This window comes from Arthrobacter sp. R3-55 (assembly GCF_054161505.1).
This window is the reverse complement of sequence record NZ_CP096423.1, coordinates 1,435,386-1,451,960: the sequence shown is the minus strand read 5'-3', so window position 1 is coordinate 1,451,960 and position 16,575 is coordinate 1,435,386. Positions and strand designations below refer to the sequence as shown.

The window sequence follows — 16,575 nt, the reverse complement described above, 5'->3', positions numbered from 1 at the left end:
CCCCTCCTCAAACGCAACAGCTGGTAATCCCCTACCCTACTTGTTGCCTGCCGCCTTGGGCAGGGCAATGCAGGCCAGCGGTGAAGGCAGAATCCCTGACAACGAGGAAAGCCCCTGTTGGCTCCGATCGGAATCGGCAGTCAGCAGGGGCTTTCAGCGCGTAATTATCAGTTGCCCGCGTAAGGCGAAACCACGACGTCGACGCGCTGGAACTCTTTGAGGTCCGAGTAGCCCGTGGTCGCCATGGAACGGCGCAGCGCACCGATCAGGTTGGACGTGCCGTTGGTGTGGTGGCCGGGTCCGAAGAGGACTTCCTCCAAGGGGCCTACGGTTCCAACGTTAACGCGGTCGCCACGGGGTGATTCGAGGTGGTGCGCTTCCGGACCCCAGTGCCATCCGCGGCCGGGTGCCTCTTCAGCTCGGGCCAATGCGCTGCCAAGCATGACGGCGTCTGCGCCCATGGCGATGGCCTTGACGATGTCACCGGAACTGCCCATGCCGCCGTCGGCAATGACGTGAACGTAGCGGCCGCCGGACTCATCCATGTAATCGCGGCGGGCGGCAGCGACGTCGGAGATGGCGGAGGCCATGGGCGAATGGATACCCAGCGCACGGCGGGTGGTGGTGGTGGCGCCGCCGCCGAAGCCCACCAGGACACCGGCCGCGCCGGTGCGCATGAGGTGCAGGGCGGGCGTGTAGCCGGCAGCACCGCCAACGATCACCGGGACATCAAGTTCGTAGATGAACTGCTTGAGGTTCAGGGGTTCGTGGTTTTTGGAGACGTGTTCAGCCGAAACCGTGGTTCCCCTGATAACAAAGATGTCGACGCCGGCAGCCACCACGGTCTTGTAGTGTTCCTGGGTGCGCTGCGGGGTCAGGGAGCCTGCCACAGTGACGCCTGCTGCGCGGATTTCGGCCAGGCGGGAACTGATGAGTTCCGGCTGGATGGGTGCCTTGTAAAGGTCCTGCATGCGACGGGTAACAGCCGGGCTGTTGGGCTCGTCGGCGAGGCCGGCGATCTCGTCGAGAACCTTCTGAGGGTCCTCGTAGCGGGTCCAGAGACCTTCGAGGTCCAGCACGCCAAGCCCACCGAGACGTCCGAACGCAATTGCTGTGTCCGGGGACATCACGGAGTCCATGGGAGCGGCGATCACCGGGGTCTCGAACTTGTAGGCGTCAATCTGCCAGGAGACAGAGACGTCCTTCGGGTCACGCGTCCGGCGGTTCGGGACGATCGCAATGTCATCCAGGGAGTAGGCACGACGCCCACGCTTGCCTCGGCCAATCTCAATCTCATAAGTCACGGCTCTTACTTTACTGGACCCCTCTCAGAACCCCGATTCGACCAATAGAGTGGAGACTTCACAAAGTGTGCGCAACATTATCGAGGGGGATTCATGGCGCCCGAATTCTACGGAGCCTTCCACGTTGGACAGTTGAGGTTGTTGTCCAGACAGGCCCGTGCAGGCCGGGAGCAATGCCCCGCGTGAGTTATCAGACAGGACCCGCTCCACTTCCCAACGCCCACCCCTTGGACTACTGGTTGTCCACGGAGCTCTCCGCCATTTCTCCCAGCAGTGCCCGATCCCGCCTGCGCGAAATCGCCGACGCGCGGGGTTCCTATATGGGCGCCTGGGCTGCAGGAATCGGGATGGGCGCAGTCCTCGTCCTTTTAGGTGTCCTCCTCGCCGTTCGGTTCGACACACTGGTCCCCCTTCCCTCCCTCAGCCTTCCCGGAGCGGCCCTATCCGTGCTCTGCTGTGTCTTCTACGGACGGGTGCGGGACCGGTTGCCAAATACAGACAGGGTGCTCATCAATCGTGGACCCGGCAGCTTGCGGGGGGCGCTGTCATTCGTGGCGTTCATCCTGATCACCTTTCTGGGACTGATCGCGCTCACGGCTAAACCCTCGACGTGGCAGGATCCTGCGACGCTGCTGATGCTGGGCGCGGTTCTTGCGTTCCTCATCTGCCTCTTGGTGGCCGCCATCATCGTCCCGGCCACCATCATGGGCCGTTCCCGTGAATTATTGCGCAACAAAGCCGCGAACGATCCCCGCTTCCGTTCGCTGCTGGAGCAGGACCTGGCCATCTGGCGCGATCCCCATGGCAACGCCGGATACGGCCCGCTCTAAGTCTCAGGGGGTGTTCTGGCTGCTCTCATCGACCGAGAGCTGGGATTCGAACATCCGGAAGTAGCGCCCCCTCAACGCCACCAACTCCTTGTGCGTCCCTTGCTCCGCAATCCGGCCGTCCTCCAGCATGTAGACGATGTCAGCTTTCTCGATGGTGGCAAGACGGTGGCTGATGGCAATGATGGTGCTGCTCCTGTCAGCGAAGAGCCGGGTGAAAATCCGGTGCTCAGCCAAGGCGTCAATGGCCGAGGTGGGCTCATCCATCACCATGAACGAGGCATCGCGGTAGAAATTGCGTGCCATGGCCAGCCGCTGCCATTGCCCGCCGGACAGGCCGCTGCCCTTCCGGCCGCGGGGGTCCTCCATCCAGTTGCTGACATGGTTTTCCAAGCCGTTGGGCAGCTTATTGATGAACTCCATGGCTTCGGCATCCGATGCCGCCCGCCGGATCCGGTCATCGTCCCGGGGCTGGTCAACATCACCGAGGTAGATGTTCTCCGCGGCGGTGGCGAACTCATATTTGAGGAATTCCTGGCTCAGCACGGCCAGGTGCCGGTGCCAGCTGGTGACATCAATCCCGGCGAGGTCAACGCCGTCGAGCAGGACCTGGCCTGAATCGGGCCGGTACAGCCCTGCCAGGATACGGATCAGCGTTGACTTACCGGCGCCGTTCTCTCCCACGATGGCGATGTGCTGCCCCGCCCTGATGGTCATGGAAATGCCCTTGATGACCTCAATGTCGCTGCCCGTGTAACTGAAGCGGATGTCCCGCAGCTCCACGACGGCGGGCGATGAAGCCAGGGGTTGTTCGCTGCCGCTGGGAACAGGCAGGGCCATGAAAAGCTCGTAATCCTTGAGGTTGGCAAGGTCCTCGTCAATGGAGCTCAAGGAGGATACGAGGTTGTTGGCCGTAGACAGGGCACGGCTGACGATTTGCTGAACGTAGAGGAACTGGCCTACCGGCTGGGCCCTGGCGATGATCTGCCCCACCACCCAGATCAAGGACACTACCTCGGCGCCGTATTGGAGCGAATCCGCAGCCAGCTGCTTGGGAATGTAGCGTTTCTGGAAGTCCAGGCGCCGCCGTTCGTCTGCATCCCGGAGCCGGGACCGGAGATCCATGAGATACCCCACGATTCCGTACAGCCGCATTTCGGCGATGTGCTGGGGCCGCAGCAGGTTCTGCTCAATCATCCGGCGTTGGCGCCGTGAATCCACTTGGGTGTTCCAGTGGGCGATCTGCTCGCGCGACAGTTTGAACTGCAGGTATACGCTGGGCACGATCGCTACCAGGACAATGACGGCGATCCACCAGCTCACCAGGACCAAGGCACCGATGGCAAGGATCACGGACACCAGCTGGGTGAAGATTGCGGCGATCCTGTCCAGCACCCGCGCGTAGGAATCGGAGAACCTCTTGGCGCGGTCGTAAAGATCCACCGTTTCCTTGTCGTCATAGCGCCAGAACTCGAGGGCCAGGAACCGCTGGTACATCATGTCGCCCACGATCGCGCCCACTTTGAAGCTCATGAGCTGCTGGATGTAGCGGTCCACGCTGCTGAAGGCACCCCAGAACAAGCCCAGCGCAGCGGTGATGATGACGTACAGGATGGCCTGCGGACCGGCGTCGGGATCCCCTGCGTAGCCGGCCGCCAGGGCGGTGGTGGTGAGCGCGGCGAAATAGGTGGTGACCAGCGGCAGCGTGGCAGAGATCAGTGAACCGAGTACCTTCATGATCACCGCGACGGGTGAGGCTTTGAAGCTCACCTTCAGGACTTGCCCGACGGCGCGCGCGTACGGACGCAGCGCCAGCTTGCGGGGCGGCGTCTTGCCCGGATTCAGGCGGACCGACTCCGGATGCCGCGGTTGCGCGGGCCTTTCAGACATGTGCCCAGCCTATTCTTAGGGACCGACAAAATATGCCGGTCCGGTTAAACAACGGTTCCCCGCGGAGATGACTCCACGGGGAACAGTCGGGGATAAATCAGCGGGAGCCGTAGTTGGGCGCTTCCACCGTCATCTGGATGTCGTGGGGGTGCGACTCCTTCAGCCCGGCAGGAGTGATACGGACGAACTTGCCGCGTGCTTTCAGCTCCGGGATGGTGGGTGCCCCGGTGTAGAACATGGTCTGGCGGAGGCCGCCCACCAGCTGGTAAGCCACCGAAGCCAGCGGTCCGCGGAAGGCCACACGGCCTTCGATGCCCTCGGGGATGAGCTTGTCATCGCCGGAGACATCGGCCTGGAAGTAACGGTCCTTGGAGTAGGACGTGTTCTTTCCACGGGACTGCATGGCGCCCAGGGAGCCCATGCCGCGGTAGCTCTTGAACTGCTTGCCGTTGACGAAGATGAGTTCGCCCGGGGACTCCTCACAGCCGGCAAGGAGGGATCCAAGCATTACGGTATCTGCGCCGGCAACCAATGCCTTGCCGATGTCGCCCGAGTACTGCAGGCCGCCGTCGGCGATCAGCGGAACGCCGGCCGGGATCGCAGCCTTGGCGGACTCGTAAATTGCGGTGATCTGCGGGACACCGACGCCGGCAACCACGCGGGTGGTGCAGATGGAGCCCGGGCCAACGCCAACCTTGATGCCATCGGCACCGGCGTCGATCAGCGCCTGTGCACCTTCGCGGGTGGCAGCCTGACCGCCGATGATGTCCACGTGCGCGGCAATGGGATCAGACTTCAGCCGGCGGATCATGTCCAGCACACCTTGGGAGTGGCCGTTGGCGGTGTCCACGAACAGCGCGTCAACGCCGGCGTCGATCAGCTTCATGGCACGCTCCCAACCGTCGCCGAAGAAGCCTATGGCGGCACCTACGCGCAGGCGGCCTTCGTCGTCCTTGGTGGCCAGCGGGTACTGCTCTGCCTTGGTGAAGTCCTTGGTGGTGATGAGGCCCTTGAGGCGGCCCTGCTCATCGACCAGCGGGAGCTTCTCGATCTTGTTGGTAGCAAGCTTGTGCGAGGCTTCCTCGCGGCTGATGCCCACGTGCCCGGTGATGAGTGGCATCTTGGTCATGGCATCGCTGACACTGCGCAGCGGGAATTCCGATTCCGGAATGAAGCGGGTGTCGCGGTTGGTGACGATGCCCAGCAAGCGTCCGTCATTGTCCACCACGGGGAGGCCGGATACGCGGTACCGGGAACACAGCTCATCGAGTTCCTGCAGGGTGGCCTGCGGGCCGATGGTCAACGGGTTGGTGATCATTCCCGATTCGCTGCGCTTGACGCGGTCCACGTGTTCGGCCTGGTCATCGATGGACAGGTTACGGTGAACAACGCCCAGACCACCCTGGCGGGCCATGGCGATGGCCATGCGGGACTCTGTCACCGTGTCCATGGCCGCAGACAGCAGCGGGGTCTGGACCGAAATGCGCTTGGAGATGCGGGAGGATGTGTCGGCGTCGGACGGGATGACGTCGGTGTGGCCCGGGAGCAACAGGACGTCGTCGTACGTCAGGCCAACAAAGCCAAAGGGATCGTGTTCGGGCTGGGTCATGAGTGTGCGCCTCTTACCTGGGTTCCGGGGGCTTAACTGGTAGGGGTTGCAACTGATGACCAGCCCGTCATTACGGGACTGGCCTGTGCATAAGGTACCTGTGCAGAAATTACCTGCGCAGAAGGTATTGCATAAATACTAGAACCTCGGCGCCAATCACCATATTCCGCGGAGCCCGAGTGTGAGCAACGGCACTGGACTTAGCTGCCGGACCAGCCGGTAGCAGCCAGGAGCCGCTCCTCGAACATGGGGATCATGCTCTGCACGTAAGTCTTGGTGAGATGGTTGTCGTCCTTGTACACGTACACGTTGCCCACCACCGCCGGACACGTACCCTGTTCGCAGATGAAGTCGCTCATATCCATCAGGTAGAGCCGTTCCACCTTGCCCACGTAGTCGTCCAAAGGCGACGACGCCGCCAGGGACTCCTCAAGCGGGGCATTGCAGTCCGGCGAATCCGGGCCCTTCTTCTGCACACACTCGGGCATGTTGATGCTAAAGCGGGGGTTGTCTCGGACGCCCACAACGTCGATTCCGGCATCGGTGAAGGGCTGGATACCTTCGAGGTAGCCAGGGACTTCAGTCTCGAAAGGTGCTGTGGCATGGGTCAGCGAGGCCACAGTGAACACCGCATCCGGCTGGCGTTCCATGACATAGGCGGCGCTAGCCTTGTTGAACTCGTTGCATTCCTCTGTCCGTTCAGGGGACTCTGCGCCAAAGCGGCAACTACCCTTCAACAGCGTCACCACTTCCCACCCGTGCTGTTTGGCGATGGGGCCCAGCGCAGCCATGTATTGCTGGGCATGCGAATCCCCAAGCACCACAATCTCCTTGGTGACTTGCTCGGGCTCATCGTTCTGCAGGCACCCCTCCAGCAACGGATCCGTGGGCACGTTGTCACCGGTGCACAGCCCGTCAATGTCTGCCCATTCGTCCTTCATTGCGGCCGGCGCCGGAATAATCATCGCTTCCTGGGTGGGTTCTCCAACGAACTCCGGCGAGAGGGCGGCCGCGCCGGGGGTCAGCTCCTTGGGTTGCCCGGCGATCGCTGCGCTTTCGGATGCGATGGCACCCTGCCATACGGTGACGGGCAGCGCCAGCAGCGCACCGCAGGAAGCAATCACGACGGCGGCACGCCAGGACCGGACGTTGGGCCAATGCCAGCGCCGCAGGGGAACTTCCACGTACTTGGTGGTGGCTACAGCCAGCAGCATGGATGCGGCCATGATCGCCAGCCCTTGGAGGAGATTGGGTGTGCTCGCCCCGGAAACCAGCAGGAAGAACACCAGGACCGGCCAGTGCCACAGGTAAAGGGCGTAGGAGTTGTCCCCCACCAGGACCAGCGGACGTGAGCTGAGGATCCGGTCCACACCGAAACGGCTGTGGCTCTGACCGGCGATGATGACGGCCGCGGCGGCCAAGGTTGGCCAGAGCGCAATGAAGCCTGGGAATGAGCGGTCCACTGTGAGGACCAGTCCGCAGGCCAGCATCGCGGTGATGCCTGCCCAGCCCAGGAAAACGCGGAGTCGTCGTCCGGGCTTGAGGTAGGGAAGGGCAAGGGCAAGCATGGAACCCAGGGCGAATTCCCACAGGCGTGCCCGGGTGTCAAAATACGCTACGGCCTGGTTACTGGCGGTCTCTTCAATGGAAAACGCCAGGGATGCCACGAAAACGGCCCCGAACACCATGAAGAGGAGCCTCCGGTGGGCCACAGCCTTCCGGCCAGGGAAGAGCCTGGCCAACTGCGGTTGCAACAACGCGACGGCGGCGAAGACCAGCGGCCACAGGATGAACACCTGGCCCTGCACCGAGAGGGACCAGAAGTGCTGGAGCGGGCTCGCACCCGCATGGTCCTGGGCATAGTAATCAACGGCCGTCTCCGCCAGTTGCCAGTTCTGCCGGTACAGCAGCGACGCCCACGCCTCTGCGAGGACATCGGGCCAGCGGCTCTGCGGAATGAAGGCCCACGTGGCTGTGAGGACGCCCAACAAAACCACGACGACGGCCGGCAACAGCCGCTTGAAGACGTGAAGCCAGTGCTGCAGCAACCTCAGCGGTTTCCCGCTTTCAAGTTTGCGGGTGAAGGACAGTGTCAGCAGGAAAGCCGAGATGAGCAGGAAAACATCCACTCCGCCGGAAACCCTGCCAAGCCAAATATGATAGGCCGCCACCATCACCACAGCCAGGGCACGCAGGCCCTGGACCTCCGGACGGAAGCCGGGTTTCGTCGTCGTGCGCTGCTCCTGGGCAGGTGCCGCCACGGCAGTAGGTGCGTCCATCATCGCTGCCACCCCGTCGCGGCAAACCACCTTTCCTCAAACATCTCAGCCATGCTGGTCACGTACGTCCTGGACAAGTGGTTATCGTCCAAATACACGAACACGTTTCCCACCACACTGGGGCAAGTAATGCCGTCGCAGAGGAGGTCCGTCAGGTCCAGGAAGGCTGCGTTGCCGAACGTTCCCTGGACGGCTGCGAAGGGGCTCTCTGCGGCAAGGACCTCGGGAAGGTCGGACTTGCAGTCGGCGCTGTCCACCCCCTTGGACAACGCACATTCGGTGACGTTGTAGTCATAGCGCGGGTTGTCACGAATGGCCACCACCTCAATGCCGAGGTCATTGAAGTTGGTCACCGTCTGCTCAAAGCCGTACACCAACTGCTCATCCGGTGACGAGGGAGAAGCCATGGTACCCACCATGAAAACGGTGTCCGGAGCCTTCTCCGCGGCGTACCTGAAAGCGGCGGCGTTGAAGTCGTTGCAACCAGGGTCAGCATCCGGGTTCTCCGGCATGAAGTGGCATCCGCCCAGCAAGAGGGCAGTCACTTTCCAGTTCCCAGCCTCGGCCAAGGGGCCAAGGGCGGCAAGCCATTGCTGGGAATGGGAGTCGCCCAACACCAGGATTTCCCGCTCGGCGTCCTCCCCCACGCCATTCTGCTGGCACTTGTCCTGCAGTTGCTTGTCCTCCGGCTTGGCATCGCCCTCGCAGGGGCCGGCCAGCTTTGCCCAGTCTTCCGGAAGTTGCTCAGCAGTGGGCAGCGTCTTGGCGCCGTCGCTGACCAGATCCACGTAGCCAGGGACCAGCGCGTGGGCACCGGGGTTGTCGTTGAACGCCTGGGCCTGCGCTGCTTTGAGGTCCAGGTCCTGCTTGTATTGGAACCCCAACAACGGCGCGCACGCCACGGCAAGGCAGGCTGCGATGGCGATGGCCGAACGGCGGCGCTTGACCTCGGGCCACTTCCATTCCCGGAACGGCTTCTCCACGTACTTGGTGGTCAGGAATGCGAGCACCAGCGACAAAGCGATGATGACCGTTCCAGACAGCCAGCCTGCGTGATCCTTGCCGCTCCATGCCAGGGCGATCACCAGGATGGGCCAGTGCCACAGGTAAAGGGCGTAGGAGTTGTCACCGAGCCGGACCAGGAATTTTGAACTCAGGATCCTGTCCACGCCCAAACGGCTCCCGGTCTGGCCTGCGGCAATCACGGCAACTGCAGCCAAAGTGGGCCACAGGGCAACAAAACCGGGGAAGGCCGTCTGCACCTGCAGCAGAACGCCGCAGCTGAGCATGGCTGCCACGCCGACCCATCCCATGATGATGCGCACAGGCTTGGCGAAGTTCAGCCCCGGAAGAATCAGCGCCAGCAACGTGCCCAAGGCGAACTCCCACAGCCGCGCAAACGTATCGAAGTACGCCACAGCCTGGTTGGTCGCCGTGAAAATGACGGAGTAGGTGAGGGAGAGGACAAAAATTATCGCAAAAACGTAAGCGAGGGTGGCCCGGTACCTCAGGCTGAACCGGCGGCAAAGAACCGCGACGGTAGCGAAAATGACCGGCCACAAGATGAACACCTGGCCCTGGATGGAGAGGGACCAGAAGTGCTGGAGCGGACTGGCGAGGCTGTGGTCGGTTGCGTAGTAGTTCACGGCCAGGCCCTGCAGGAGCCAGTTTTCGAAGTAGAACAGTGAAGCCCACGCCTGGTGGACCACCTCCACCCACCGTGTGGGCGGAAGGAAGGTAAATGTCGCCGCGAGCGTGGCCAGGAGAACCACCACGACGGCGGGCAGCAGCCGCCGGAACAGGTGCAGCCAGTGCCGCACAAGATCCATGGGACGGCCCTGTTTGTAGCGGCCGGTGAACTGCAGCGTCATAAGGAACGCCGAGATCAGGAGGAAGACATCCACGCCACCGGAAACCCTGCCGATCCAGATGTGGTAGCTCACCACCATCAGGACGGCAAGGGACCTCAAGCCTTGGATCTCGGGGCGGAACTTCGACTTTGCAACGGGTCCGGAAGACCGCCTGCCGGCGCGGGCAGGGGCTGGGATCGTTGGCATAGTCACGTTAGGCAGTTCCTCAAAAGCTGTGGCACAAAGCATCCATCATACGCCGGTCAGGGGCTCCAACCCAGTCGGCGCCGTCCCATGGACCGGTCCTTCAGGGTCAATCAGCTCATGTCCGGCTATGAATTTTGCCAGTCCTGCCTGTGCGTGGCCTGTGCCTGAATCATCAAAAAGGGATACACACGGAACTACGCTGGAGCCGGGTCAACGGAAGGAAAGCAATGATCGTACAGCTGCGCATCTGCGTGCCGGCGGAGTTGTCCGAAGCCGTCCTGGAATGCTGCTCCGGACAGACAGGGACTGCCGGGGTGGCCGTCTTCAAGGGTGCTTCCGTGGTCCCTGCCGGCGATCTGATAACTGTCCAGATTGCGCGGGAATCCGCGGAAGAACTGATCGAACGGCTGCATGCCCTCAAAGTTCCAGACCACGGGTCAATCTCGATCTCGACACCGGACCTCGTTCTGTCCGAGCGCGCCGACCAAGCGGAGAAAGAGGCTCCCGGCGAATCGGCCGACTCGGTTATTTGGGACGAGGTTTCCACGCAGACGGGCGAGGACTCCAAACTGACATGGAGCTTCCTGGCGTTCCTGGTGATTGCGACGCAGCTGGCCGCGATCGGGATTGTGACCGATTCAACCATCGCAATTGTTGGCGCCATGGTGGTGGGCCCGGAGTTTGGGCCCCTCGCCGCATTGGCGGGAGCAGCGGGCATGTTGTCCATGATCAGCCACAGGTCCTCGGCCCTGGTGGGCGTCTTCATCTCAGTCACCACTGTGCCCGCCGCAGGGTACGTTGCCGTCGCCTTGGTCTTGGGCGAATACAGCCAAGCGGCCGGATCGGCGCTGCAGCTTGCCCTGAACCTGGTGGGCATCGTCTCAGCAGCCGCGGCTGTGTTGCTGTTTTACCGACTCATTGGCAAGCGGGTTTCCTTGCCACGGCGACCATCCCGCTCCGGACGGCGTTCCATTGCCAGCCTGCGCGCCAGGTAGCGGGCGTCCCGGCACACTCCGGGCAGCGTTGCCGAGGCTGCCGCGAACAGGAACTCCTGGCCAATGAAGTAGACGCCGGGAACGTCGTTGGCCACTCCCCTGGTCTGCAGGGGCTCACCACGCTCGTCGAAGACCGGCAGCTTCACCCATGAGTAGTCCTCGTGATAGCCGGTGCACCAGATGACGTTCTCGGCCTCCATGCGGGTCCCGTCCTCCAAAATCGGGACGCCAAAAGAAATCCCTGCCAGCCTCGGGCGCAATTGAACCCCGGCCGCAGCCAGATCCTTGGTCTTTGTCCGGATCAGCGGGGCAGCCATGGACTTGAACCCCGGGGCAGCCTTTCGCCCGATCGGCGTGTTGAGTGTCAGGACGTGGACGCCAAGGAACCTGACCACAGGCAGGGCAAAACGGGCTGCTGCGCGGCCGTGCTTCATTGGCATTTCGCCGCTGGGCCTGCCGGACAGCACCGTGTGATGAGAAGGGGCAACGTCAAGGGCAATCTCCGCTCCGGAATTTCCGAGCCCCACCACCAGTACAGTTCCGTCCCGCAGTTGCCCGGGGTTCTTGTAGTCCTGTGAATGAAGTTGTAGTACTTCAGGATCAAGCTCTTCTGCAAACGCAGGCCGTTGAGGAAGACGGTGTCCGCCGGTGGCAATCACCACATTGCGCGAGCGCCACGTATGATCGGCCGCCCGGACAACGAAACCCTCGCCCTCGGCCCTGATTTCCTCCACGGGAACGCCGGCCACGAACGGGAGGTCAAAGCGGCGGACATAGTCTTCCAGGTAGTCGGCCAGTTGGTCTTTTGTGGGGAAAGCAAGGCGGTCTCCGGGGAAGGGCCGGCCGGGAAGTCCGTCATATTTGGCGGGTGTGAACAGCTTGAGGGAGTCCCAGCGCTGACGCCAGGCATCCCCTGGCCTTTCGTGCTGATCCAGAATGAGGAAATTGCGGCCTTCCTTGGCCAACCAGTACGCGAGCGCGAGTCCGGCCTGGCCACCGCCCACTATCAAGGTGTCCACGTCGGTGTGCTGCTGGTCTATGTACCTCTGGTCCGGGTACTGCTGCGAATCCATGGCCGGTCTTCCTTCCGTTCTCGGATCTTAGGGGTCCTGATACAGCCAAGCTACGGTCCCGGCCCCTGCCGTCGCTTCGGCAGAATGACGCATTTGCTTTCCTACGGCATGGGTATTTCTGCGCAGTAGGTGATAGAGGGACCGGCCGAAAGGTGCGAGAGGTGATAGCGCGTCAGCGGATGAGGCCGTGCTCGAAAGCGTGGCTGGTTGCAGCTGCCCTGGACGGTACCGCGAGTTTGGAAAGGATGTTGCTGACGTGCCTGGCTACGGTCTTTTCGCTCAGGTACAGCTCTCGGGCGATGATCCGGTTTGAGTGCCCGCCCGCCACCAGCCGAAGGACTTCCATTTCCCTTGCCGTGAGGGAGCAGGAGTCCTTGGGCTTTTCACCGGTGAGCTCCAGTACTTCGGCAACGGCCGGTGTTCCTCCGAGATCGGAAAACTCCGCTTTGGCCGCTTCGAACTCCATGGCAGCAGTATCCGGATCGCCGAGCAGTGCATAAGCGCGGCCCGCAAGCACACGGCAACCGGCCGCATAGTAGGGGGCTTCGAGGCTATACCAGATCCGCCAGGCACTCCTCGCGTCACGGAGGGCGGCGGTGGCATCGCCCTCGGCCAGCGAAACCTGGGCACCTGCTTGCGAAGCGAGCGCCAGTTCAAGGGGCTTGCTTCCGCTGTGCTGTGGTTCCCTTAATTCGTTCAAGGCGGCCCTGGCAGCGGCCACATCTCCCAGGGCAAGTTCGACCTCGACGGCGGCAGGGAGCAGGCGGCGACGATTGGCGATGTCCGCTCCCTCCAGTGCACGGCGCATGGTGGCTTGGGCCTGGATCGCCTTACCCTGCGCAAGCTGCAGGAGCGCGATGCCCGGAACGGGCTCGAAACCCGTTCCGGCCGCTGTGCCATAGGCTTTCGCAGCTTCAGCCAGGAATCCTTGCAGCCGCAGGACTTCGCCTTGCTGGTACCAGGATCCGAATGTTGCGTCGGGGTCGCCCTTACGGACCCGGCCTTCTGCGGCACGTGCCACCGCGAGAGCTTCGTCCCAAGCGCCGTGCAAGATCAGGAGCTCGGCCCGGTAGGCCTGGCATTGTCCGCTGAACATGACCATGTCCGGACGTTCACCACACCAGCGTTCCAAGGCTGAGGTCCACTCGTGGGCACGCCTGACGTCATGCGAGAGGCGGCAGCTTCCCAGGACCGCACAGTAGATGATGCCCGCTGGTATGGGCGAAACCTCCCCCGAGGTGACCGACACCATGACTTCGTCCAGGAGTTGGAGTCCTTCCTCCACGTTTCCCAGCGATACGTGTGAGGTACCTACTCCGAGTTGTCCCAGTGCCTGAAGGTCTTTGTCGTGGAAGGACCGGCCCAGTTCCAAGGCCCGGCCGAACATCTCATGGCCCGTACCAGGGTTGCCGGAGCGAAGCGCGCCCAGGGCAGCGGGAATGAGGAGGTAGCCTTCGGCGGCGCATGGTCCTGCCATGCCCTCCAGCAAGTGCCTGGCGCGGGACAACCAGCCATTGCCCTGGGCATGCTCGCCCATGTCCATCAGGAACATGACCAGCCACGCGGCACAGCGGGCGGCACTGTCTATATCCCCTATGGTCAGGAATTCGTCGTGGGCTCGCGCGAGGTACTCCACGCTCTGGGCGTTCAAGCCAAGCAGCATCGCCACGGAGGCGGCCAACTCAATGTCCTGGGGAGGCAGTCCGCCCTCGGAATCGGCGCGGACGAGGCAATCCAGGGCATCGTTCCAGCGGCGCTCGTGAAATGCTGAGCGTCCCAGGTCCAAGTCTGTGTCCGGGGCTGTCATGGCTCACCTGCGGGTGGGTGGCGGCCCGGTTGATGCCCGAGCCGCAGCTTTTAGCGTCAGGTTACTGCCGTCGTCGAACGCTCACAATAGCTTGGGCAGGCGTACCTGCGGGCGTCCGGAGACGCACGAAGCCCCGGCCACGCGAACGTGACCGGGGCTTCAATGAAACAGGCTGCTAGTGGCTGTGGCCTGCGTGTGCGTCTTCTTCCTCAGCCGGCTTCTCGGCAACCAGGGTCTCGGTGGTGAGAACCAGGGCAGCAATGGAAGCGGCGTTACGGAGAGCGGAGCGGGTGACCTTGACGGGGTCGATCACGCCGGCGGCGATCAGGTCCTCGTACTCGCCGGACTTGGCGTTGAAACCGTGGTTGGCTTCCAGCTCGGAAACCTTGGCAACAACAACGAAGCCGTCGAAGCCGGCGTTCTGGGCGATCCACCGCAGCGGCTGGACCAAGGCACGGCGGACGATGCCCACAGCAGCTGCCGCGTCACCTTCCAGCGCCTGGACGGCCGGGGACTCATCCAGTGCCTTGAGGGCGTGGATGAGTGCGGAACCGCCACCGGAAACGATGCCTTCTTCAAGGGCTGCACGCGTGGAGGAAACAGCGTCCTCGATGCGGTGCTTCTTTTCCTTCAGCTCAACCTCAGTGGCTGCGCCGACCTTGATGACACCGATGCCGCCGGCCAGCTTGGCCAGGCGTTCCTGCAGCTTTTCCTTGTCCCAGTCAGAGTCCGTCCGGGTGAGCTCAGCACGAAGCTGGGCAACACGGTCCGACACGTCCTGGGCCGAGCCGGCGCCGTCAACAATGGTGGTGTTGTCCTTGGTCACCGTGATGCGGCGTGCGGTACCGAGTACCTCGAGGCCAACGGTGTCCAGGGTCAGGCCGAGGTCCGGGGACACAACCTGTGCGCCCGTGAGCGTGGCGATGTCCTGGAGCATGGCCTTGCGGCGGTCGCCGAAGCCCGGAGCCTTGACGGCTACAACGTTGAGCGTGCCGCGGATGCGGTTGACGATCAGCGTGGACAGGGCTTCGCCTTCGATGTCTTCAGCAATGATGAAGAGCGGCTTGTTGGCCTGCAAGGCCTTCTCCAGCAGCGGCAGGAAGTCCTGCAGCGAGGAGATCTTGCCCTGGTTGATCAGGATGAGGGCGTCTTCGAGGACGGCTTCCTGGCGCTCTGCGTCGGTGACGAAGTACGGGGAAAGGTAGCCCTTGTCGAACTGCATGCCCTCAGTGAGGACCAGTTCGGTCTGGGTGGTGGAGGATTCTTCAATGGTGATGACACCATCCTTGCCCACCTTGCCGAACGCTTCAGCGAGCAGTTCGCCAACTTCGTCGCTCTGTGCGGAGATGGCTGCGACGCTGGCAACCTGGGTGCCTTCTACTTCGCGGGCGTTCTCCAGGAGGCGGGCTGCAACGGCTTCAACGGAAACCTCGATGCCGCGCTTGATCTCACCCGGAGCGGCGCCGGCAGCAACGTTGCGCAGGCCTTCCTTGACCAGGGCCTGTGCCAGCACGGTAGCCGTGGTGGTGCCGTCGCCGGCGACGTCGTTGGTCTTGGTGGCTACTTCCTTGGCCAGCTGTGCGCCAAGGTTTTCGTAGGGGTCGTCAAGCTCAACTTCGCGGGCGATGGTCACGCCGTCGTTGGTGATCGTGGGAGCGCCCCACTTCTTGTCCAGCACGACGTTGCGGCCGCGCGGGCCAAGCGTCACCTTGACAGTGTTGGCGAGCTTGTCGATACCGGCCTCAAGAGACCGGCGGGCAGCATCGTTAAAAGCAAGCTGCTTTGCCATGGTTGTGTCCTTTCAAGACAGAAAACCCGCACCGCTGACGGCTGGAATGATTCCAACGCGACGGCGGTGCGGGGCTCCGGGAAGTTACTTTACGACGATCGCAAGGACGTCGCGGGCGGACAGAACGAGGTACTCGTTGCCGCCGGTCTTGACTTCGGTTCCACCGTACTTGGAGTAGATGACGACGTCGCCAACAGCTACGTCAACCGGTACGCGGTTGCCGTTGTCATCGAAGCGGCCGGGGCCGATTGCAACAACTTCGCCTTCCTGCGGCTTCTCCTGTGCGGAGTCCGGAATGACCAGGCCGGAAGCCGTGGTCTGCTCTGCTTCGAGCGGGCGAACAACAATACGATCCTCAAGAGGCTTAATCGAGACCGACACTCGGACTCTCCTTTTCATGAGCTGATTCATGGACTAAGAACTAGGGTGCCGGAGCGTACAACCGTCGTCGCGGTGCCGGAAGACGCTTGGCGTGATTAGCACCCTCCGGGGGAGAGTGCTAACAAGACTCTATGTAAGCGTTAGCACTCGGTCAAGGCGAGTGCCAGCATTTCGTCATGGGTGAACGTCCGTCAGCGGCCCGTCAGGTCCTCCAGGTCGTAGTCCTGGCCATCGTCATCCTCGTCCAGTGGGGCGTTCCCGCGGTTCATGTACAGGAGCACGGCGGCGGCAACAGCAACGACGACGGAAATCACCAGGGTGATAATCCCGCCGGTGCGGGCGCCGCTGTAGAGATCCCGGATGTCACGTGCTTCATCGGTGGCGTCACTGACGCTCTTCCCGGCGACGGAATAGGTAGCGGCATTGAAGGAATCCAAGGCGAAGATAATGATCAGCAGGCCGATGCAGACCACGGCGATCACGGCTCCCGCGATGAGGGCGGGTCGCGCAAACTTTGTGATGGTGGAGGGGTGCTGGGCTGCGGTGTCTTCCATGCAAACAACC

General features: G+C 62.6%; 12 protein-coding genes. 2 read left to right on the top strand and 10 right to left on the bottom strand.

Features of this window, described 5'->3' with window-relative positions; translation table 11 throughout:
* Nucleotides 1–167: 167 nt before the first annotated feature.
* A complete protein-coding gene (locus tag M1D51_RS06815) occupies nt 168–1,304 on the bottom strand; it encodes a GuaB3 family IMP dehydrogenase-related protein (protein ID WP_172324754.1) in 1,137 nt (378 codons plus the stop codon).
* A gap of 182 nt (nt 1,305–1,486) precedes the next feature.
* Between M1D51_RS06815 and M1D51_RS06810 the strand changes: the two genes are divergently transcribed.
* Nucleotides 1,487–2,134 (top strand): hypothetical protein, encoded by a 648-nt coding sequence (locus M1D51_RS06810; protein WP_458109006.1) that lies wholly within the window; start codon nt 1,487–1,489, stop codon nt 2,132–2,134.
* Nucleotides 2,135–2,137: 3 nt separating this feature from the next.
* On the opposite strand, the gene M1D51_RS06805 is transcribed toward M1D51_RS06810, so the two are convergent.
* The 4 genes from M1D51_RS06805 to M1D51_RS06790 all read right to left on the bottom strand — a co-directional run bounded on the left by M1D51_RS06805 (nt 2,138) and on the right by M1D51_RS06790 (nt 9,966).
* Entirely contained in the window at nt 2,138–4,021 is a 1,884-nt protein-coding gene (locus M1D51_RS06805) for an ABC transporter ATP-binding protein (RefSeq protein ID WP_458109005.1), read from the bottom strand.
* Nucleotides 4,022–4,118: 97 nt separating this feature from the next.
* Entirely contained in the window at nt 4,119–5,630 is a 1,512-nt protein-coding gene (gene guaB / locus M1D51_RS06800) for an IMP dehydrogenase (RefSeq protein ID WP_458109004.1), read from the bottom strand.
* Between the two features lie 200 nt (nt 5,631–5,830).
* The gene (locus M1D51_RS06795; RefSeq protein WP_458109556.1) at nt 5,831–7,909 is read right to left on the bottom strand and encodes an acyltransferase family protein; all 2,079 of its coding nucleotides are present in this window, start codon (nt 7,907–7,909) and stop codon (nt 5,831–5,833) included.
* Nucleotides 7,909–9,966, bottom strand: a complete 2,058-nt coding sequence (locus M1D51_RS06790; RefSeq protein ID WP_458109555.1) for an acyltransferase family protein — start codon at nt 9,964–9,966, stop codon at nt 7,909–7,911. Before M1D51_RS06790 ends, M1D51_RS06795 begins: the two co-directional genes overlap by 1 nt.
* 227 nt (nt 9,967–10,193) lie before the next feature.
* Here M1D51_RS06790 and M1D51_RS06785 point away from each other — a divergent pair, with 227 nt between their 5' ends.
* On the top strand, nt 10,194–10,961 hold the full coding sequence (locus M1D51_RS06785; protein ID WP_458109003.1) for a DUF389 domain-containing protein: 768 nt from the start codon (nt 10,194–10,196) through the stop codon (nt 10,959–10,961).
* On the opposite strand, the gene M1D51_RS06780 is transcribed toward M1D51_RS06785, so the two are convergent.
* From M1D51_RS06780 to M1D51_RS06760, 5 genes are all read right to left on the bottom strand, one after another.
* Nucleotides 10,874–12,034 (bottom strand): flavin-containing monooxygenase, encoded by a 1,161-nt coding sequence (locus tag M1D51_RS06780; protein ID WP_458109002.1) that lies wholly within the window; start codon nt 12,032–12,034, stop codon nt 10,874–10,876. The genes M1D51_RS06785 and M1D51_RS06780 overlap by 88 nt on opposite strands.
* 172 nt (nt 12,035–12,206) lie before the next feature.
* The gene (locus tag M1D51_RS06775; protein WP_458109001.1) at nt 12,207–13,841 is read right to left on the bottom strand and encodes a LuxR C-terminal-related transcriptional regulator; all 1,635 of its coding nucleotides are present in this window, start codon (nt 13,839–13,841) and stop codon (nt 12,207–12,209) included.
* A 175-nt stretch (nt 13,842–14,016) separates the two neighbouring features.
* Nucleotides 14,017–15,630, bottom strand: coding sequence for a chaperonin GroEL (gene groL, locus M1D51_RS06770; protein WP_458109000.1), 1,614 nt, complete (start codon nt 15,628–15,630; stop codon nt 14,017–14,019).
* An 84-nt stretch (nt 15,631–15,714) separates the two neighbouring features.
* Nucleotides 15,715–16,011, bottom strand: a complete 297-nt coding sequence (gene groES / locus M1D51_RS06765; protein ID WP_011775524.1) for a co-chaperone GroES — start codon at nt 16,009–16,011, stop codon at nt 15,715–15,717.
* 191 nt (nt 16,012–16,202) lie between these two features.
* Nucleotides 16,203–16,565 carry a hypothetical protein gene (locus tag M1D51_RS06760; RefSeq protein ID WP_458108999.1) on the bottom strand — a complete coding sequence of 121 codons (363 nt, stop codon included), beginning with the start codon at nt 16,563–16,565 and terminating at the stop codon, nt 16,203–16,205.
* Between the last annotated feature and the right edge of the window lie 10 nt (nt 16,566–16,575).